This window comes from Blautia fusiformis, assembly GCF_020686995.1.
GTDB lineage: Bacteria > Bacillota > Clostridia > Lachnospirales > Lachnospiraceae > Blautia_A > Blautia_A fusiformis.
Genome location: NZ_JAJEPT010000001.1, coordinates 369,318 through 390,080 on the forward strand (window position 1 = coordinate 369,318; position 20,763 = coordinate 390,080).

Annotated in this window: 21 protein-coding genes; 19 read left to right on the forward strand and 2 right to left on the reverse strand. The window is 44.3% G+C overall.

Annotated features, from left to right (window positions below; all coding sequences use genetic code 11):
• Nucleotides 1-47: 47 nt before the first annotated feature.
• The 11 genes from LKD46_RS01800 to LKD46_RS01850 all read left to right on the forward strand — a co-directional run bounded on the left by LKD46_RS01800 (nucleotide 48) and on the right by LKD46_RS01850 (nucleotide 12,233).
• Nucleotides 48-1,022, forward strand: a complete 975-nt coding sequence (locus LKD46_RS01800) for a protein kinase family protein (RefSeq protein WP_022427359.1) — start codon at nucleotides 48-50, stop codon at nucleotides 1,020-1,022.
• Nucleotides 1,023-1,120: 98 nt separating this feature from the next.
• Entirely contained in the window at nucleotides 1,121-2,854 is a 1,734-nt protein-coding gene (locus LKD46_RS01805; RefSeq protein ID WP_227573718.1) for a phospho-sugar mutase, read from the forward strand.
• A 102-nt stretch (nucleotides 2,855-2,956) separates the two neighbouring features.
• On the forward strand, nucleotides 2,957-3,250 hold the full coding sequence (locus tag LKD46_RS01810; RefSeq protein ID WP_227573730.1) for an HU family DNA-binding protein: 294 nt from the start codon (nucleotides 2,957-2,959) through the stop codon (nucleotides 3,248-3,250).
• A 73-nt stretch (nucleotides 3,251-3,323) separates the two neighbouring features.
• A complete protein-coding gene (locus tag LKD46_RS01815; RefSeq protein WP_015527118.1) occupies nucleotides 3,324-3,563 on the forward strand; it encodes an RNA-binding S4 domain-containing protein in 240 nt (79 codons plus the stop codon).
• Between the two features lie 90 nt (nucleotides 3,564-3,653).
• Nucleotides 3,654-3,935: a sporulation protein YabP gene (gene yabP / locus LKD46_RS01820; protein WP_227573719.1), complete on the forward strand. Its 282-nt coding sequence runs from the start codon at nucleotides 3,654-3,656 to the stop codon at nucleotides 3,933-3,935.
• 111 nt (nucleotides 3,936-4,046) lie between these two features.
• Nucleotides 4,047-4,361 (forward strand): FtsB family cell division protein, encoded by a 315-nt coding sequence (locus LKD46_RS01825; RefSeq protein WP_227573720.1) that lies wholly within the window; start codon nucleotides 4,047-4,049, stop codon nucleotides 4,359-4,361.
• A 119-nt stretch (nucleotides 4,362-4,480) separates the two neighbouring features.
• Nucleotides 4,481-5,974, forward strand: a complete 1,494-nt coding sequence (locus LKD46_RS01830; RefSeq protein WP_227573721.1) for a SpoIIE family protein phosphatase — start codon at nucleotides 4,481-4,483, stop codon at nucleotides 5,972-5,974.
• A gap of 25 nt (nucleotides 5,975-5,999) precedes the next feature.
• The gene (gene tilS / locus LKD46_RS01835) at nucleotides 6,000-7,442 is read left to right on the forward strand and encodes a tRNA lysidine(34) synthetase TilS (RefSeq protein ID WP_227573722.1); all 1,443 of its coding nucleotides are present in this window, start codon (nucleotides 6,000-6,002) and stop codon (nucleotides 7,440-7,442) included.
• Nucleotides 7,439-7,966 carry a hypoxanthine phosphoribosyltransferase gene (gene hpt / locus LKD46_RS01840; protein WP_227573723.1) on the forward strand — a complete coding sequence of 176 codons (528 nt, stop codon included), beginning with the start codon at nucleotides 7,439-7,441 and terminating at the stop codon, nucleotides 7,964-7,966. The genes tilS and hpt overlap by 4 nt, the downstream gene beginning before the upstream one ends.
• A gap of 16 nt (nucleotides 7,967-7,982) precedes the next feature.
• Nucleotides 7,983-9,830 carry an ATP-dependent zinc metalloprotease FtsH gene (gene ftsH / locus LKD46_RS01845; RefSeq protein WP_022427362.1) on the forward strand — a complete coding sequence of 616 codons (1,848 nt, stop codon included), beginning with the start codon at nucleotides 7,983-7,985 and terminating at the stop codon, nucleotides 9,828-9,830.
• 285 nt (nucleotides 9,831-10,115) lie between these two features.
• Complete coding sequence (locus LKD46_RS01850; RefSeq protein ID WP_227573724.1) at nucleotides 10,116-12,233, forward strand: glycoside hydrolase family 13 protein; 2,118 nt, start codon at nucleotides 10,116-10,118, stop codon at nucleotides 12,231-12,233.
• A gap of 80 nt (nucleotides 12,234-12,313) precedes the next feature.
• Here LKD46_RS01850 and LKD46_RS01855 read toward each other — a convergent pair whose 3' ends face one another.
• The gene (locus LKD46_RS01855; RefSeq protein ID WP_022427364.1) at nucleotides 12,314-12,625 is read right to left on the reverse strand and encodes an ArsR/SmtB family transcription factor; all 312 of its coding nucleotides are present in this window, start codon (nucleotides 12,623-12,625) and stop codon (nucleotides 12,314-12,316) included.
• Nucleotides 12,626-12,759: 134 nt separating this feature from the next.
• A complete protein-coding gene (locus LKD46_RS01860; protein ID WP_331465926.1) occupies nucleotides 12,760-15,072 on the reverse strand; it encodes a heavy metal translocating P-type ATPase in 2,313 nt (770 codons plus the stop codon).
• A 12-nt stretch (nucleotides 15,073-15,084) separates the two neighbouring features.
• On the opposite strand from LKD46_RS01860, the gene LKD46_RS01865 reads away from it, so the two are divergent.
• The 8 genes from LKD46_RS01865 to tnpA all read left to right on the forward strand — a co-directional run.
• Nucleotides 15,085-15,810, forward strand: coding sequence for a hypothetical protein (locus LKD46_RS01865; RefSeq protein ID WP_227573732.1), 726 nt, complete (start codon nucleotides 15,085-15,087; stop codon nucleotides 15,808-15,810).
• Between the two features lie 249 nt (nucleotides 15,811-16,059).
• The gene (locus LKD46_RS01870) at nucleotides 16,060-16,602 is read left to right on the forward strand and encodes a 5-oxoprolinase subunit PxpA (protein WP_330409194.1); all 543 of its coding nucleotides are present in this window, start codon (nucleotides 16,060-16,062) and stop codon (nucleotides 16,600-16,602) included.
• 168 nt (nucleotides 16,603-16,770) lie between these two features.
• On the forward strand, nucleotides 16,771-17,553 hold the full coding sequence (locus LKD46_RS01875; protein WP_173740065.1) for a ZIP family metal transporter: 783 nt from the start codon (nucleotides 16,771-16,773) through the stop codon (nucleotides 17,551-17,553).
• Nucleotides 17,554-17,572: 19 nt separating this feature from the next.
• Nucleotides 17,573-18,484 (forward strand): ketopantoate reductase family protein, encoded by a 912-nt coding sequence (locus tag LKD46_RS01880; protein WP_227573725.1) that lies wholly within the window; start codon nucleotides 17,573-17,575, stop codon nucleotides 18,482-18,484.
• A 14-nt stretch (nucleotides 18,485-18,498) separates the two neighbouring features.
• Nucleotides 18,499-19,167 carry a class I SAM-dependent methyltransferase gene (locus tag LKD46_RS01885; protein ID WP_044962031.1) on the forward strand — a complete coding sequence of 223 codons (669 nt, stop codon included), beginning with the start codon at nucleotides 18,499-18,501 and terminating at the stop codon, nucleotides 19,165-19,167.
• Complete coding sequence (locus tag LKD46_RS01890; RefSeq protein ID WP_015527132.1) at nucleotides 19,157-19,858, forward strand: transglutaminase-like domain-containing protein; 702 nt, start codon at nucleotides 19,157-19,159, stop codon at nucleotides 19,856-19,858. Before LKD46_RS01885 ends, LKD46_RS01890 begins: the two co-directional genes overlap by 11 nt.
• A gap of 40 nt (nucleotides 19,859-19,898) precedes the next feature.
• A complete protein-coding gene (locus tag LKD46_RS01895) occupies nucleotides 19,899-20,450 on the forward strand; it encodes a class I SAM-dependent methyltransferase (RefSeq protein ID WP_110102478.1) in 552 nt (183 codons plus the stop codon).
• A 53-nt stretch (nucleotides 20,451-20,503) separates the two neighbouring features.
• The coding region (tnpA, locus tag LKD46_RS01900) for an IS200/IS605 family transposase (RefSeq protein WP_227573726.1) at nucleotides 20,504-20,763 on the forward strand (260 nt) is incomplete at its 3' end.

Sequence of the window (20,763 nt, forward strand, 5' to 3'; positions counted from 1 at the left end):
CCCCCCTGCATAAAATAGAACGTAAAATAAGGCAGGGGGGAACTTTTTTGTATGATTATGGGTTGAGCGTTCTGGAGCAGTATGGGCTTACGGCTTCATTCTCCGGCAGGGTGCGGGGGGCACTTCTGTGCCGGACAGAAAAAGGTCCGGTGATACTCCGGGAATTTCATGGCTCGGAAAAAAAGCTTTCCATGCAGCAGCAGCTTCTTGAAAAAATGAAAGAACAGAACTGTCTTGTGGACGCCTATCTCAGAAACAGGGAAGGCGTACTGGTAAGCAGGGACAAAGATTCTGTTCCATATACTGCACAGATCTGGTTTGAGGGTCGGGAATGTGACACGAGATCCGAAAACGATATTTTAAAAAGCATCCGGACTCTGGCACAGATCCACAAGATCATGCAGCTTCCTGTGGAAATGGATTATGCGGGAAGAAATCTGCAGGAAGAATATATCCGGCATAATCAGGAAATGAAAAAAATACGCCGTTTTATCCGAAAAAAAGGAGCGGTCAATTCTTTTGAGAAGGATTATCTGAAAAGCGTGGAATGGTTTCTGCAAAAAGGAGAAGAAGCGGCAGCTATGTTGGAAACCACGGATTATAAAAATCTGCGGCAGCAGTCTCTTCAAAGCGGCAGTATCTGTCATGGCGAATATAATCAGCATAATGTGCTGATACTTGGGAAAAACACAGCGGTGACGAATTTCAGTCACTGGAGCTTTGATGTGCAGATGGCAGATCTGTACCGCTTTATGCGGAAAATCCTGGAGAAATACAGTTGGGATCTGCACCTCGCGCAGAAGATGCTTTCTGCATATGATTCCGTACGGCCGCTCTCGGAGTCTGAGTGGCAGAACCTGAGAGTCCGGTTCTGTTATCCGGAAAAATACTGGAAACTGGCAAACCATTATTATACACATAACAAGGCTGTGATCTCCGGAAAAAATGTGGAAAAGCTGAGAACCCTGATTCATCAGAAAAAACAGTGGGAGGAATTTTCAAAACAGTGCTTCAGGCAGTAATGATTCTGAATGTGAAAAAAACAAAACTTCCCTTTTTCTGAAAATTGTTATATAATATTAATTATCTTATATAAAGAAACAGGGAGGTATTTTGGAACATGGATTATAAAGAAATCTATAATCAGTGGCTTGAAAACCCATACTTCGATGAGGCGACAAAAGAAGAACTGAAAGCGATCAAAGACGACGAAAATGAGATCAAAGAGCGTTTTTATATGGATCTAGAGTTTGGTACGGCAGGCCTGCGTGGTATCATCGGCGCAGGTACCAACCGTATGAATATTTATGTGGTAAGAAGAGCAACCCAGGGGCTTGCCAATTATATTGCCAAGGTTGACAAGAAATCCCAGGGAGTTGCTATCGCATATGATTCCCGTCATATGTCACCGGAGTTTGCCCAGGAAGCAGCACTTTGCCTGGCAGCAAACGGGATCAAGGCTTATATCTTTGAGACACTTCGTCCGACACCGGAGCTTTCCTTTGCAGTACGTCATCTGGGCTGTGTGGCAGGTATCAACGTAACAGCCAGCCACAATCCTCCGGAATACAACGGATACAAGGTTTACTGGGAGGACGGCGCGCAGATCACACCACCTCATGATTCCGGTATCATGGGCGAGGTAAAGGCGATCTCCGACTGGAATACCGTAAAGACCATGGACAAGGAAGACGCAGTAAAGGCAGGACTTTTCGAAGTGATCGGACAGGCTGTCGATGATGCTTACATGGCAGAGCTTAAGAAACAGATCATCCATATGGATGCGATTCAGGCAGAGGGCAGAAACCTGAAGATCGTTTACACACCTCTTCACGGAACCGGCAATATCCCGGCCAGAAGGATCCTTAAAGAGCTTGGATTTGAGAATGTATATGTAGTACCGGAGCAGGAGCTTCCGAACGGGGATTTCCCGACAGTCAGCTATCCGAACCCGGAGGCAGCAGAGGCATTTGAGCTTGGCCTGAAGCTTGCGAAGGAAGTGGATGCAGACATCGTACTTGCTACAGACCCGGATGCAGACCGTCTTGGCGTTCGCGTAAAGGATAAAAACGGAGAGTATCATGATCTTACCGGTAACATGTCCGGATGCCTTCTTGCAAACTATGAGCTGAGCCAGAGAAAGGCTGTAAACGGAAGCCTTCCGGAGGACGGAGCTCTTGTAAAGACTATCGTTACAACAAACCTGGCAGATGCCATTGCCAAAGGATACAACGTGAATCTTATCGAAGTACTTACCGGATTCAAATACATCGGACAGCAGATCCTCGGATTTGAGAACAGTGGCAAGGGTACATATCTTTTCGGATTTGAGGAGAGCTACGGCTGCCTGATCGGAACCTATGCAAGGGACAAGGATGCCATTGTTGCTACCATGGCGCTTTGCGAAGCTGCTGCTTACTATAAGACACAGGGCAAGACTCTCTGGGATGCAATGATCGATATGTATGAGGAGTTCGGTTACTATAAGGATGCCATTCAGGCAGTTACCATGAAGGGTATCGAGGGACTTCAGAAGATCCAGGAGATCATGACAACACTTCGTCAGAATCCGCCTGCTGAGTTTGCCGGACATAAGGTGACTGCTGTACGTGACTACAAGCTGGATGAGATCACAGATCTTGCAACAGGTGAGAAGAAGCCGACAGGACTTCCGAATTCCAATGTTCTCTACTATGAGCTTACCGATGATGCATGGGTTTGCGTAAGACCGTCCGGAACAGAGCCTAAGGTTAAATTCTATTATGGCGTTAAGGGAACATCTCTTGCAGATGCAGAGGAGAAATCCGATGCAATGGGCAAGGCTGTTCTTGAAATGGTTGATTCCATGAAATGATAAAATGGTCACATTCCGCCTGTAATATGCGAAAAACCTTGACATTATAAGCCAAAAGCGGTATATATATAAAGCAAAGTCAAAAATAAGAGAACATCAATTATAGGAGGAAACACCATGAATAAAACAGAGTTAGTGGCAGCAATGGCGAAAGACACCAATCTTTCCAAGAAAGATGTAGAAGCTGTTCTGAAATCTTTTATCGATGTTGTAACAGATGAACTGAAAAAAGGCGAGAAGATTCAGCTGGTTGGATTTGGAACTTTCGAAGTAAGCACAAGAGCTGCAAGAGAGGGAAGAAATCCTCAGACTGGTGAGACCATGACGATCGAGGCTTCCAAGTCTCCGAAGTTCAAAGCAGGAAAAGCTTTAAAGGACGTTGTCAACGGTAAATAATCTGTTGGTTCAGAGTGATAACGGCAGGGGAAACCGGTTTTTGGTTTCCCCTGCTTTTTTAGGAGGAAAAATTATGCGTCTTGATAAATATCTGAAAGTATCCAGACTGATCAAACGCCGTACGGTGGCAAATGAAGCCTGCGATGCAGGAAGAGTTCTGGTCAATGACAAGCCGGCCAAGGCTTCTGTACAGGTAAAGACCGGTGACACTGTGGAGATCCAGTTTGGAAGCCGTAATGTAAAGGTTGAAGTCCTGGAAGTTAAGGAAACGGTAAAAAAGGATGAGGTGGAAAGCATGTTCCGCTATATCTGATGCAGAGACAGCTGCCGTTTGGGCGTGATGGTCTATTCCGGATGGATTTTTCATAAAATAAAAGAGAAATCATCCCCAGGGAGGTATGGATTGGACGAGAAGAAACCGGCAGCATTTCACAGTCTGATGCTGGAGCGGCAGAAAGGCGGCACCATAACGGGAATCCGGGAGGTGATCTCTTTCGATGAAAAAGAAATACTGCTGCATACAGAGGAAGGAAAGTTATCCATAAAAGGCGAAGGACTTCATGTAAAACATCTTGATCTGAAAAGCGGGCAGCTTAGCTTGGAGGGAAAAATCGACAGTCTTACCTATCTTGGCAGGAAAAAGGACAAAAAAGAAGGATCCCTTTTAAAAAGACTGCTCCATTAAAGCTAAAATGACAGCAAACCGGTTGATATTTTTTTGAAGAAGTTGTAAAATTTGGATGTATAAGCTCGTAAAAGGTAAAGAGATCAGATTGTGTAAAAAAGGAGCAGCAGATTGAAAAATCCAAAAAAGGGAAAAGAAAAAAAACGGATCGGATATAATTATCTTGGCATGGCGGGGATCATGGTGATCGCACTGGTGTTGTTGGGAAGCCTTATGCTGCAGAGTAAGACTCTGGAACGGCGCAGGGATTATTATGATTCCAAAGCTACAGCACTGGAGAAGTCCATTGAAAGTGAGAAGGAACGTACCAAGGAGATTGAAGCAGAGAAAGAACATATGAAGACCGACGAATATGTGGAAGAGGCGGCTCGTGAGAAGCTGGGACTTGTGAAAGACAACGAGATCGTGTTTCAGGAAGAAAAATAGCTGAAAATCAAAGGTTTCGACGAAATTTTTTTTGACATTTTCGTGCGGCTTTGACAGATATTTCAGGGATCTTCCTTTATAATGTTCAGTCAGTGAAGGTTATAAGGGGAGGGGAAAATATGCAGGAATGGATCATTGCCATGCTCGTAGTCAGCATACTGCTGATACTCCGGGACATGGCAAAAACTGTCTTTTCGGGAAAAACGAAGGAAAAAGAAGAAATGCTGCCGCTTTGTGAAAGCCATCCCCAGAAGGAAAAAGTGGAACGGTATGCAGCATCCTTCCGGAAGCTTGCGGATACATTCTATGGAATGCCTTACCGTAAGGAATTTTTGAGCGGAGGACAGCTGAACCGTATCATATCGGACACCAGTGCGGCTGTATGTTCCAGATGTTATCAGAGAGAGATCTGCTGGGGAGAGCGTGCCGGGGAAACCATGCGGGGCAGTGAGAATATGATCCGTACCATGGAGGAAGGCAATGAGGAGAATATCCAGAGAGCCCGCAGTGAATGGATGAGAGCATGTGGCCGTTCCGCCCAGTATTTTCAGGTCCTGAATGAGGGATTTCGTGAAGAAAGGCAAAATCTCGTGTGGGACAACCGGATGATCGAAAGCCGGCTTGCAGTTGCACAGCAGCTGACGGAAATCTCGAGAATCATGGATCATATGGCAGAAGAGCTGTATGATATCATGCCGGCAGATCCGCAGTTTCAGGAAGATCTGAAAAAGGCTCTTCGTAAAAAGCATGTACTTGTAAAAAATGTCTGGGTCATGGATAAGATCGAAGGAAGACGGCAGATATTTCTGAATCTGAGAGCCAGGAGCGGACAGTGTGTTTCTATGACAGAAATCGCACAGATCCTGTCCAGGATCTGCGGAAGCTCCATGACGCCGGACGCCGACAGCCGCAGTATTGTAAATGGAGATTTTCGTATGGTTCATTTTGTGGAGGATGTCAGTTATCAGATGCTTTACGGAGTAGCGCGGCTTACAAGAGAAGCGGAAAAGGTTTCCGGAGACAATTATATCTGTCGTCAGGAAGAGGATGGCAGGTTTTTTCTCTGTCTGTCTGATGGGATGGGTTCCGGAATAGAAGCGTTTAAAGAAAGCGAGATCGTGGTAGAACTTCTGGAACAGTTTCTGGAATCAGGCTTTTCTCAAGAGACAGCTGCCAGAATGGTGAATTCCGCACTGCTATTGAAAGGACGGGAAGGGATGTTTTCTACTGTTGATATCTGTGCGGTGGATCTTTATACCGGGATCTGTGATTTTCTGAAAGCAGGGGCGTCTTCCACATTTATTAAAAGAGATCATTGGGTGGAATCCATTGCTTCGGAAAATCTTGCAGCAGGCTTGGTCCAGCAGCTGGATTTTGATACTGCCTCAAGGAAGCTTTATCATGGAGATTATCTGATCATGATGACAGATGGAGTTCTGGATGCACTTCCTACAGAACGGGAAGAGGAAACCATGAAGGAGATCATTATGGATGTCCGGGAAAAAGAGCCCAGGGAGATGGGACGGGGAATACTGGAAAGGGTCCTGGGATACAGTGATTATCATGCCAGGGATGATATGACAGTAGTTGTGGCAGGATTGTGGAAAAAATAGAGTATTTTTGGTTACAGGAGAAAAAATGATCACACGTGTAAGAAAATATATCAGAGACAATCGGATGCTGAAAGCAGAGGATATGGTTGTGGCAGGGGTTTCCGGAGGGGCGGATTCCATAGCAATGCTTCATATTTTGAAAAGTCTTCAGAAAGAGATCGGTTTTTCCATGGAAGTGGTTCATGTCCATCATGGGATCAGGGGCCAGGAGGCGGACCGGGATGAGCAGTTTGTGGAAAAAATCTGCCGGGATTGGGGAATCCCTTTCCGGTCCAGGCATTATCCGGTTCCGGAGCTTTCCGAAAAGTGGAAGCTGGGAGAAGAAGAAACCGGAAGGATCGTGCGAAAACAGGCATTTCAGGAGGAAAAAAAGAGACTTGGTTTTTCCGGAGAACAGTCAAAAAAGAACGGACAGTTCCGGGTTGCGCTGGCACATAATCGCAACGATCTGGCAGAGACTATGCTGCATCATCTGGCAAGGGGAACCGGTATCCGGGGACTTTCCGGGATACAGGCGGTAAATGGTGAGATCATCCGGCCGGTTTTGTGTTTAGAACGGAAGGAGATCGTCAATTATCTGAAAGAGAGAGGTATTTCCTATATCACAGACAGTAGCAATCTTTCAGATGACTATACAAGAAACCGGATCCGTAACCATATTCTTCCGGCTATGGAACAGAAGATCAATGCAAAAGCGGTGGAGCATATGGCAGAAACCGCACGGGTTCTGGCAGAGGCAGATTCGTATCTTCAGAAAAAGGGAAGGGAGCTTCTGGCAGGTTGCCGGAAAGAAAATGGCTATCTTCTGGATGAAAAATTTTTTGCACAGGATCCTATCCTTCAGGAATATGCGGTGATGGAGGCGTTTGAGATACTGGCAGGAAAACGTAAGGACTTTACATCTCTTCATGTGGACCAGGTCCTTTCGCTTCAAAAAAAAGAAAACGGTCGTTATATCAACCTTCCGGAATCGCTGCGGGTAATACGACAGTACGGAGGGGTATGTCTGAAAAAGAACTCTGCATCAGACAGAGAGAACGCTGCTTCCACTGAAAAAAAAGTATCGGCAGGTCTCAGAGAAATGTCTATGGAGCTTCCGGTACCTGGAATTCTGGAAAGTCCTTTCGGAGTTTTTGAGTCGAAAATTTTTTCTTATAAGAAACAGAAGATTGAAGAAAAAAAGTATACGAAATGGTTTGATTATGATAAAATAAAAAATAGTCCATGCGTTCGGACCAGAAGACAGGGAGATTATCTTACTGTAAACAGTGAAGGCGGAAGAAAGAAGCTGAACCGGATCTTTATTGATGAGAAGATTCCGGCGGAGATGAGAGACAGGCTTCCGGTTGTTGCGGTAGGATCTGAGATACTCTGGATCCCGGGAGGACGGATGAACGAGAAGTATAAGATCACTTCCACTACAGGGAGAGTGTTAGAATTACATTACCAAGGAGGAGCTTTAGCATGAGCGAAAAAATCAGGGTTTTACTCAGTGAAGAAGAGGTAGATGCCCGTATCCAGGAAGTTGCAGATATGATCAACAAGGATTATGACGGAAAAGATGTACACATGATCTGCGTTCTGAAAGGCGGCGTTTTCTTTATGTGTGAGCTTGCCAAGAGGATCACACGCCCGGTAACACTGGATTTCATGTCTGTGTCCAGTTACGGTGATGATACGAAATCCAGCGGTGTTGTAAAGATCGTCAAGGATCTGGATCAGCCACTGGACGGGAAAGATGTTCTGATCGTAGAGGATATTATTGATTCAGGCAGAACCTTAAGCTATCTGCTGCGTATCCTGAAGGGCAGACATCCGGCAAGCATCAGACTCTGTACACTTCTTGACAAACCGGAGAGACGTGTGACAGATGTAGCGGTAGATTACTGCTGCTTCAATATTCCGGACGAGTTTGTAGTAGGATACGGACTTGATTATGCCCAGAAATACAGAAACCTTCCTTACATCGGAGTAGTGGAGCTTCAGGACTGAAAGGAGATTTAACCAAGTGAGCAAGCATTCAGGTAAGATAGGCCTGTACCTTCTGCTTATTGTGGCACTGATTGCAGGATATCTGTATCTCAATGACCAGGTATCTACCCAGGGCAGCTACACAATGGGCCAGCTGGAAAAGGCTCTGGAAGAAGACAAAGTGACGGATGCGGTGATCCATCAGAACAGAGAAGTGCCCACCGGTTATGTAACAGCAAACATTGTTTCAGATGGTCAGAAGACAGTCTACGTAACCGATGTAAAGGAAGCGGAGGCGCTTCTTGAAGAACATGATATCGATCCGACGATCCGCAATGTACCCAAGGACAGCTCCATGATCGGAACAGTACTTCCGGTAGTGCTTACCGGCGCGATCCTTCTCTTTTTCTTTATGATGATGAACCGGCAGATGTCTGGAGGCGGCGGAAGCAATGCGAAGATGATGAATTTCGGAAAAAGCAGAGCCAGGATGTCGTCCCCTGATGATAAGAAAGTAACGTTCAAGGATGTTGCAGGTCTTCAGGAGGAGAAGGAGGATCTGGAGGAAGTGGTGGATTTCCTGAAATCCCCACAGAAGTATACCAAGGTAGGTGCAAGGATCCCGAAAGGAGTGATCCTTGTGGGCCCTCCGGGAACAGGTAAAACTCTTCTCGCGAAGGCAGTTGCAGGAGAGGCCGGAGTTCCGTTTTTCTCCATTTCCGGATCCGATTTCGTGGAGATGTTTGTTGGTGTCGGTGCTTCCCGTGTACGAGATCTTTTTGAAGAGGGCAAGCGTCATGCACCGTGCATCATCTTTATTGATGAGATCGATGCGGTAGCCCGTCAGAGGGGAACCGGTATGGGCGGCGGCCACGATGAGAGAGAACAGACGCTGAACCAGCTTCTTGTAGAGATGGATGGTTTTGGAGTAAATGAAGGAATCATCGTAATGGCAGCGACCAACCGTGTGGATATTCTGGATCCTGCGATCCTCCGTCCGGGACGATTTGACCGTAAAGTCGGTGTGGGACGCCCGGATGTCAAGGGCAGAGAAGAGATCCTTATGGTTCATGCCAAGGACAAACCGCTGGGAGATGATGTGGATCTTCGCCAGATCGCCCAGACAACCGCAGGATTTACAGGCGCAGATCTGGAGAACCTTCTTAACGAAGCTGCCATTGATGCTGCAAAAGAGGGTCGTCCTTATATCATGCAGAAGGATATCAAAAAAGCATTCATCAAGGTTGGGATCGGTGCAGAAAAGAAGAGCAAGGTCATCTCTGATAAAGAGAAAAAGATCACAGCTTATCATGAAGCAGGCCATGCGATCCTGTTCCATGTACTTCCTCATATGGATCCGGTATACACCATTTCCATTATTCCTACGGGAATGGGAGCTGCCGGCTACACCATGCCGCTGCCGGATAATGATGAGATGTTTAATACAAAGAACAAAATGCTGGAGGATATCACCACGCTTCTTGGCGGACGTGTGGCTGAGGAGATTATCTTCGGAGATATCACCACCGGTGCTTCCAATGATATCAAACGTGCCACAGAGACTGCACGCTCTATGGTAATGAAATACGGCATGTCTGAAAAAATCGGTCTGATCGCTTATGGCAACGATGACGATGAGGTATTTATCGGCCGTGATCTGGCACATACCAGAGGCTACAGTGAGGAAGTGGCAAGAGAGATTGATGGGGAGATTTCCCGTATCATCCGTGAGTGCCATGAGAATGCAGAGAGCATCATCCGTGAGAATATCGGCGTTCTTCACAGCTGTGCGGCCCTTCTTCTCGAGAAGGAAAAGATACATCGTGAAGAGTTCGAAGCACTTTTTACAACAGAAAAAGAAGAGGTTGCAAAAACAAACGAATAAAATGCACAAAAAAACATATTGAATTTTGTGAACTTTGTGCACACTTTTTGGTGGACACATGGTACTATAAATACCGTAAAAACCCCCCAATACATTATATAGTTTTTGCTACACCCCATAAGAAGAAATACCTTCTCCAAAAAAGGCAGCCTAACCAGCTGTCTTTTTTACTGTCCAAAAATAAAAGATGAATTATGGAGAAAACATATATATGCTTGCGGGATGGAAAAAATTAAGATAATATATTTAAAAACATGGTACTAAAGACGGAATGAGGAAAATAGAATGTTATATGAAAGCATGGAGACTGCAAAGAAGATGCGGTATATACTCAATATGAGTCCGGTATTAAATAAAGACGCAATGTTCAGTGACGGGACGGAATATTACCGTACACCTGTGGAGCCACGGGAAGGTGATACAGTTACGATCCGTTTTCGTACCCAGAGAAATAATGTGGACAACGTCTGTCTTGTGCATGACGGAGAATATCTGGAAATGAAGTGGGAAAAAACTTCCGGAAGCTTTGATTATTATACTGCACAGATCGTAATGGAAAAAAATCCTGTACGATATTACTTTGAGATCCATTCAGGACTTGTTACCTGTTATTATGATACAAATGGTGTAAGCACCAGACATGAGGAAAGGACAGAATTTGAGATCTATCCCGGATATCATGTGCCTGAGTGGCTGAAGGGTGCTGTGATGTATCAGATTTATGTAGATCGTTTCTGTAACGGAGATCCTTCCAATGATGTGGAAACAGGGGAATATTTCTATATCGGGGACACTTCCGTAAAAGTGGATAACTGGGAAAAGGTTCCGGCTGTGATGGGTGTCCGGGAATTTTATGGCGGCGATCTTCAGGGAGTTATGGATAAGCTGGATTATATTCAGGAGCTTGGAGTGGATGTGATCTATCTGAATCCGATCTTTGTCTCTCCCAGCAACCATAAGTATGACTGTCAGGATTACGATCATATCGATCCGCATATCGGAAGGATCGTAGAGGACTGTGATGGTCTGTTAAGTCCCGGAGACAGTGACAACAGTCATGCCCTTAAGTATATCCGCCGTGTGACCAATAAACGGAATTTGGAGGCCAGTAATAAGCTTTTTCAGGAGCTTGTGGAGGAAATTCACAGAAGAGGAATGAAAGTGATCCTGGATGGGGTATTTAACCATTGCGGATCCTTTAATAAATGGATGGACAGGGAACGGATCTACGAAAATCAGGAAGGCTACGAAAAGGGGGCCTATGTTTCGGCGGACAGCCCTTATCGTTCTTTCTTCTGCTTTCAGGATCAGAACCGCTGGCCCTATAATCCAACCTACGACGGCTGGTGGACCCATGATACCCTGCCAAAGCTGAACTACGAAGAATCTGAGGAGCTTTGCCGGACGATCCTTGATGTGGGCAGAAAATGGGTTTCGCCGCCGTATAACGTAGACGGCTGGAGACTGGATGTAGCTGCAGATCTGGGCCACAGCAATGATTTTAACCATCACTTCTGGAAAGAGTTCCGGAGGACAGTAAAAGAAGCCAATCCTGATGCAGTGATCCTTGCAGAACACTACGGAAATCCGGAAAGCTGGCTTCGCGGCGATGAGTGGGATACAGTTATGAACTATGATGCTTTTATGGAGCCTGTAACCTGGTTCCTGACCGGAATGGAGAAGCACAGTGATGAGTACCGGGAGGACCTTTATGGCAACAGTGAGGCCTTTATCGGGGCGATGAAGCATCATATGCAGTCTTTGCATATGGGAGCGCTTTATGGAGCCATGAATGAGCTTTCAAACCATGACCATTCCAGATTTTTGACAAGGACCAATCACAGAGTAGGAAGGCTTTCCTACGCAGGCGCAGAGGCAGCATCTGCAGGCATCAATCCTGCCATCATGAGAGAGGCTGTTGTGATCCAGATGACGTGGCCTGGTGCGCCTACGGTATATTACGGGGATGAGGCCGGCGTCTGCGGCTTTACAGATCCGGATAACCGCAGAACTTATCCCTGGGGAAAAGAAGACCAGGAGATGCTGGACTTTCATAAACGCATGATCTGCATACACAAGGCATATCCGATTCTTGCAAAGGGTTCCCTGGAATTTCTGTGGAACGATCATCAGGGCTTGAGCTATGGTCGTTTTTCTGATTCTGAACAGATCATAGTGATCCTTAATAATCAGGATCAGGAGAGAGACATAAGGGTAACAGCCTGGAAAACCGGTGTAAGCCGGAAAGAAGCAACGGTTTTTCAGCGTCTGATGCTTTCTTCCGGAGAGGGTTATACGGAAATGCCGGAAGAATATATTGCAGATGCAGGGATTCTTCAGGTGAAGATGCCTGCATACGGAGCGATGGTGCTTCACCACAGGGCGAGGGATAAATACAAATGATGCACGAGTAAGGCAGAGAAAAAAGCCAATCTGTTCTTCCATTGGGAAGCGGATTGGCTTTTTGCATTGTGTTTTATGCGTTATTCTTCTGTAACGTGTTCCAGCCCCTGATTCATGATGGTTGCCACATGGCTGTCTGCCAGGGAGTAGTAAATGGTTTTTCCATCTCTTCGAAATTTGACCAGTGACATCTGCTTCAGTACCCGGAGCTGATGGGAAATGGCACTCTGGGTCATGGAAAGACGATCGGCAATATCCTGAACACAGAGCTCTTCCACAGAAAGTACGTACAGGATACGGATCCTGGTAGGATCACCGAAAACCTTGAACAGGTCGGCAAGCCGGTACAGTGTATCATCATTGATCGGGTAATCTATATGTGTTTTCTTCATTTGCGCATCCTCCAAACTGTTAACTTCTATTGTAGCTGAAAAAAACGCACCGGTCAAATTCTTTTCTGCATCACTGGGGAGGTGTATGGATGCACAGGGATCCGCTGCAGGATATCTGCCCTGCAGAACGGATCTTATTTTTTATACAGGATACGAATGGAATTCAGCACGCAGATCATGGCAACGCCAGTGTCTGCAAATACGGCCATCCACATGTTGGCATGTCCGGCAAGACCAAGGATCATAACTGCGATCTTGATCACCAGGGCAAATATTACGTTCTGCCATGCAATACGGTTTGTGCTTCGTGCAATGGCAATGGACTGAGGGATCGCATCTACATTGGAATTCATAAATACGGCATCTGCGGCTTCAATGGCAGCATCTGCACCGCTTCCCATGGCAGCACCTACATCAGCACCTGCAAGAACAGGAGCGTCGTTGATACCGTCACCGACAAACATAACCGTTCCATGTGCCTGGCGGACCTTTTTCAGGGCATTGAGCTTATCCTCCGGAAGAAGCTTTGCATAGATCTCATCGATCCCGGCATCTTTTCCTACAGCCTGTGCACTGTCTTCGGAGTCTCCAGTGAGCATAACGGTGTGGAGACCAAGCTTTTTCAGAGAAGCAATGGCTTCCTTTGCGTCAGGTTTGATGGTATCGGAGATCAGCATATATCCTGCGAAGGTTCCGTTTACTGCCATAAATACTTCAGAGCCGTAAGCGGCTTCCTTTAATTCTCCGATTGTAACTCCGAATTTATCCATCAGCTTGCGATTTCCGCAGAGAACTTTTCCCTCCGGCATTTCCGCAACGATCCCGTGACCGGAAATTTCTTCCAGGGAGATCGGTTTTTCAAATTGGATCTCACGTTCCTTTGCGGCAGCAACGATGCTGTTTGCAATAGGATGTGTGGAGTTCTGTTCACAGCCTGCACACATGGAAAGGAGTTCATTTTCCGTGTATTTACCGGTGGCAACAACCTTCTGAAGCTGGAAGTTACCCTCTGTGATAGTACCGGTCTTATCCATGATCACAGCGCCGAGCTTACTTAATCCTTCGATGGAAAGGCCACCCTTGAAAAGGATACCCTTTTTAGAACCGGCACCGATCCCGGAGAAGAAGGCCAGCGGGATACTAAGTACAAGAGCACAAGGGCAGCTCATTACCAGGAAAGTAATGGCTGTGTAGATCCAGTAATGCCAGTTTCCGGTAACAAGGGATGGGAGTATGGCAGTTGCCACTGCGATTCCTACAACACAAGGAGTATAAACCCTGGCAAAACGTGTGATAAAGCGGTCGATCTTCGGTTTGCTTGCTGCCGCGTTTTCTACGGAATCCAGAATACGAGTGACCATGGATTCTTCCAGAGGTTTTTCCACGCGGATCTTAAGCTGGCCGGAGGTGTTGACGCAGCCAGAAGTGATCTCATCACCTTCATTTACAGCAACCGGTACAGGCTCTCCTGTGATCGGAGAAGTGTCGATACGGCTGTTTCCCTCAATTACGATACCATCAAGAGGGATGCGGTCTCCGGGACGGACCAGAAGAATGTCTCCGATCTGAGCCTCTTCAGAGGGAATTACCTGGATATCATCGCTTGTGACCAGGTTTACAACTTCCGGACGAAGGTCTACGGCATCCATGATCTGCCCGCGGCTTCGTTCAACGGCTTTTTCCTCAAAAAGCTCGCCGATGCGGTAAAAGAGCATAACGCCTACGGCCTCAGCAGAATCATTGATGGCAAAAGCGGCAAGTGTTGCAATGCTCATGAGAAAGTTTTCGTCAAAAATCTGTCCGTGAGAGATGTTTTTGGCAGCTTTTACAACGATAACACCCCCAAGCGCCAGGTATGCGATCACAAATACAGGAAGAGTGGCACTGGTACCAAAGCCTTTGTGTTCCATGATCTCTCCGGCAACGAAGAGTACTGCACCGATGATAATACAGATGATATCTATGTTTTCCTTGGAGAAAAATTTCTTCTTGGAAGCGGTTGTGTGAGTCACTGTTTTTGGGGACTGAGCCTTTGGCTTCGGATCCTTTTCTTTTACAAGAACTTCGGATTCAATGGATGTACAGATCTTACGGATCTGATCCAGGTATCGATCCGGATTCTTTGCAGTTAAGCGAAGCTGTTTTGTTGCAAAAGTGATGGTTGCTTCGGAAATGCCTTCAAGGTTTGCAATTTGTTCCTCCATTTTGGAAGCGCAGTGAGCGCAGCCTAGATTCTCCAGAAGATAGGTCTTGGTTGTTGTGTCAGTGGAAGCTGCCGGAGCTGGATTTCTCGGAACAACTTTAACTTCAGACTCAATGGATGTGCAGATCTTGCGGATCTGCGGAAGCAGAGCGTCTGGATCTGCAGCCCCTAAGCGAAGCTGTTTTGTTGCAAAAGTAATGGTAGCGCTTTCGACGCCTTCAAGAGCCTGGATCCGTTCCTCCATTTTGGAAGCACAGTGAGCGCAGCCGAGGTTCTCCAGAATGTAGACACGCTTTGCGGTGAGAGCATTGTGGGAGTGATCATGGTGCTCATGCTCGTGATCCCCGCAGCCACAACCACAGTGCTCGTCATGGTGGTGAAGGTGCTCGTGTTCATGATGTTCATGTTTATGATCTTCACAACCACAGCCGCAGTGCTCGTCATGGTGATGATGATGCTCATGTTCATGATGTTCATGTTTATGATCCTCGCAACCACAGCCGCAGTGCTCGTCATGGTGATGAGGATGCTCGTGTTCATGATGTTCATGTTTATGATCCTCGCAGCCACAGCCGCAGTGCTCGCCATGGTGGTGAAGGTGCTCGTGTGCATGATGTTCGTGTTCGGGATCCTCGCAGCCACAGCCGCAGTGCTCGTCATGGTGGTGAAGGTGCTCGTGTTCATGATGTTCATGTTTATGATCCTCACAACCACAGCCGCAGTGCTCGTCATGGTGATGATGATGCTCATGTGCATGATGTTCGTGCTCGTGATCCTCGCAACCACAGCCGCAGTGCTCATGGTGGTGATGATGCTCATGTTCATGATCTTCATGGTCATGATTCTCGCAACCACAGACGCAGTGCTCATCATGGTGATGGTGCTCATGATCGTGATGTTCTTCATGCTCATCATGGCTGTGATGCGCATGTTCGTGACCGCAGCCGCAGGAATCTGCGGACTTCATGGAATCTTTCTTTAATTTTTCTTCCATATGAACTCTCCTTGCTGATTCGTTTGTTTTTTATATGAATATATGAATTAATGTTCATATGACTATTTAATCATATATAAAAATCTTTGTCAACAGCTTTTCAAAGAACGGATCAAAGAAAAGTAAAATTTATTGCAAAAGAAATATAGAAAATATTAATATATTCTGAAAAAATAATCTATTTTATTATTTTTATTTAACATGTTATACTTTCAACAAGTAAAGAAAGGTAGCAACATGTACAGTATCGACTTAAACAGTGACATGGGTGAGAGCTTTGGCGCATATAAGCTTGGCGGCGATGAAGAAATCATCAAATATGTCACAACAGCAAATGTAGCATGTGGCTGGCATGCAGGCGATCCGATGGTAATGGATAAGGTAGTCCGCATGGCAAAGGAACGTGGCGTTATGGTTGGAGCCCATCCTGGATATCCGGATCTTCTTGGCTTTGGACGAAGAAAGATGGTTCTCTCTCATGATGAAGTTAAGAATTATGTCAGATACCAGATCGGAGCACTGGCTGCATTTACCAAGAGCTACGGAATGAAGCTTCAGCATGTCGCTCCTCATGGAGCAATGGGGAATGGCTGCCAGTATGACGAGGATATTTCCACAGCGATCTGTGAGGCAATCTGCGAGTATGACAAAGATCTGATCGTTTATTACTGTGCAGGAGCAGTTCTTGGTGATATCGCTGAGAGCAAGGGACTTCGTACAGCATCTGAGATTTTTGCAGATCGTGCATACATGGATGATCTTTCTCTTGTAAATTGTTAAAAGAATTATATTGTTATATGATTTCGTAAGTGATATACTTAAACATAAGGAAAACCGTGTGAAATTACAGTTTGCTTTTTGCACGGTTTCTTTTATACATGGTAGTTAGTCAAAGCTAACAACAGAGCGATGTGAAAGTACTTTTGACTATACAGAAAGGAATATATAATGCTAATGAATGTTTTTGAAGGTATACTGATTCCATTTGTTGGAACAACGCTAGGTGCAGCATGCGTGTTTTTTATGAGAAAAACACTTAGCAAGTTACTGCAACGTGCACTTGCAGGGTTTGCAGCAGGTATAATGGTTGCTGCTTCAATCTGGAGTCTTCTGATTCCGGCAATTGAACAATCTGAGAATATGGGAACTTTATCGTTTGTTCCGGCAGTTGTTGGGTTCTGGATTGGTATATTGTTTTTACTCGCACTTGATCATTTGATTCCACATCTTCATGTTGGAAGTGATCAGACAGAGGGACCGAAAAGCAAACTTGGCCGTACTACGATGATGGTGTTGGCAGTTACGTTACATAATATCCCTGAAGGTATGGCAGTTGGTGTAATGTATGCAGGATTTCTTGCTGAAAATGCACAGATTACAGCAACAAGTGCACTTGCTTTATCACTTGGAATTGCTATCCAGAATTTTCCAGAAGGAGCGATTATATCCATGCCGCTTAGGGCAGAGGGTGAAAGTAAGAGAAAGGCATTTCTGGGAGGCGTACTTTCAGGAGTCGTTGAACCGATTGGAGCAGTAATGACGATTCTTGTCGCACAGCTGGTAATCCCGGCATTACCATATTTACTCAGCTTTGCAGCAGGAGCTATGTTATATGTCGTGGTTGAAGAACTAATTCCGGAAATGTCTCAGGGACAGCACTCGAATATCGGTACGCTTTTCTTTGCACTTGGATTTAGTTTGATGATGATCTTGGATGTGGCACTGGGGTAAGAGGAGAGGAAAGATTCTTATGAGAATATTGATTTATGGTGCTGGTGTGATTGGATCCTTGTATGCGGCTTTATTTGCAGAAGCCGGTTATGATACAAATATTTATGCCAGAGGTAAAAGACTTGAGGTTTTAAGAAATAATGGATTGCAATATAAGAAAAATCAGGAAGTAATAAAGGCAGAGATTAGGATTCTTGGAGAACTACCAAACGATGATATTTATGATTTTGTCTTGCTTACTGTCCGGGAAAACCAGCTGTATGAAGCACTTACTGAATTGAAAAATAATAAAAGTAATACGATTGTTACAATGATAAATTCACTGGACAGTTACAATAAATGGGAAGACATTGTCGGAAAAGGAAGAATATTACCGGCTTTTCCAGGAGCAGGCGGAAGTATAAATGATGATGGTATCCTTGATGCAGCACTTACTCCAAGGTTGATTCAGCCGACAACATTTGCAGAAATATCAGGAAATAAATCCGAAAGAACTAAGCAGTTTTCAGAGCTATTGAGGCATGCTCATATACCATACCAGAAAGTAACGGATATGCATCTATGGCAGCTTTGTCATCTTGCTATGGTGGTACCGATTGCAGATGCGTATTATGAATCAGACGATCCGGAGAAAGTGGAAAAAGAATGGAAAATCATGAGGAAAACAGCAGAAAGGCTGAAAAGAAATTTTAATTTTTTGCGAAAACAAAAGGGTAAACTGTCACCATGGAAAATGAATATTTTTCGCTTTTTGCCATTGTCATTTCTGACGATTATGCTGGCAGTTACATTTGGAAGCAGTTTTGGAGATAAATTTATGTATCAACATGCTATGAAGGCACCAGATGAAATGAGGGAATTGCATAAGCAGTTTTATGTTTATATGAAAAAAATGAAGAAATGCGGATGCAAGGCGAAAAAGGTACAGTGATTGGAGAAAAAAGCATGAAAAATGAAGAATATAAAAAATTGTCAATTAAAGAGTTTACAAAAGCAGCAGGAAGATATGAAAGTAACCATGCTGGCATTTACGAAATGTGCAAGAAAGATTATCCGGATATTCTGGAAGAATTAGAGAAGGAGCCATTTAGAGATTTATTAGATGCAGGCTGTGGGCCTGCTCCGATGATTTCTTTATTAGCAGAAAAACATCCAGACCGGTATTATACAGGACTGGATCTGACTCCGGCAATGATTGAACAGGCAAAAAAGAAAAATATACCAAATACAACATTTGTTGTAGGAGACTGTGAGAACTTTCCTTTTGAAAAGGATTCATTTGATGCAATTATTTGTTCTATGAGCTTCCATCATTATCCGGATCCACAGGCATTTTTTGACAGTGTGAAAAGATGTCTTCGCCCAAATGGAAGATTGATACTGAGAGATGTGACCAGTGACAATAAAGTATTGGTATGGCTAATGAATACATTGGAAATGCCGTTGGCAAATATATGCGGACATGGAGATGTCCAAGTGCCAACAAGAGATGTGGTCATAAAATGTTGCAAAAAAGCAGGATTAAAAGTAGAAAAATTTGAAATTCGTAAAGGTATGCGAATGCATTGTGTTGTGAGAAAACCTATGGGAAAGGCGATAGGAAATGAAAGATAAGTATCTTAGGGAAACACGAATGGTTGATTTTTCTAATCCGGCAATTCAAAAACTTATTCAAAATATGAAATGGAAGGAAATGGGTGAATTTGAAAGGATTAAGGCAATCTACAACTATGTAAGAGATGATGTTTTATTTGGATATAATATTGATGACGGAATTTCAGCTTCAAAAGTACTTGCAGATGGTTATGGACAATGTAATACAAAAGGAACTTTATTTATGGCACTTTTACGTGCCTGCAATATTCCATGCAGAGTACATGGTTTTACGATTGATAAAAGATTGCAGAAAGGGGCTATGACCGGGTTTGTTTACCGTAATGCTCCAAAAAGTATTTTCCATAGCTGGGTAGAAATTAATTTCGAAAATCAGTGGTACGAACTGGAAGCTTTCATTTTGGATAAAACCTACATAAAGAAGTTACAGGAACAAAATTCGGAATGTACAGGTGCATTTTGCGGTTATGGAGTAGCAGTCAAGGATTTCAGAAATCTCATTATTGAGTTTGATAGGAACAATACTTATATTCAGAGCGAGGGAATCAATCAGGATTTTGGTGTTTATGATTGTCCAGATGAACTGTTGAAGGAACATCATCAAGAAATTTCAGCCTTTAAAGCATTTGCTTATAGACATATTGGAAGACACCTCATGAATCGTAATGTCAGGAAGATTAGAGAACGATAGTTTTAAGCTTTTAGAATTAAAATTAAATTTGGAGGGTAATATGGCAGACAAAATACAAAATGCTTATGAAACATCAAAAAATATATATGACGATGTTCTTACGCAAAGAAATATTTTCAGCAAACTGTATATTAAGCTATTTTGGAGTGGCACGGATGATAATGATATAGCACGAAAAGTTTTATCATATGTTCCTGATGACTTTTCAGGAAAGCTTCTTGATGTTCCGGTTGGAACTGCTGTATTTACGGAAAACAAATGGAGCTCTCTGAAAAATGCACATATTACTTGTATTGATTACAGCATGGATATGCTTGAACAAGCCAGAAAAAGACTTGGTAGTCATGCGCATATCAAATGTATTCAGGGGGGTGTGGGAAACCTGCAAATGGAGGATGAATCTGTTGATACCGTTGTCAGTATGAATGGTTTTCATACATTTCTTGATAAGCAAAAAGCATTTCATGAAATATGGCGTGTTTTGAAACCAGGCGGCGATTTCATTGCCTGTTTTTATCCAATGCGTCGTAAAACCCCTTGCTTCAGTTATGGGGATATAAGACGCGTCCATCGAATTTATGCAAGTAATTGAAGATGGACAAAATAGTAATTGTATTAACTAATGAACTATAGTATAATATAAATATGAACACAACATATAAATCAAACAACAATGTCGTCTATTCCTGTAAATACCATGTAGCATGGTGTCCAAAGTATAGACGAAAAGTATTAATTAACGGTGTGGACGTCCGGCTGAAGGAGCTGCTCACAGAGTATGCTACAAATCTTTCTGTAGACATTCTGGAAATGGAGATCATGCCAGATCATGTTCATATGCTTTTGGAAGTAGATCCTCAGTTTGGCATCCACAAAGCTGTAAAGTCATTTAAAGGCTATACGTC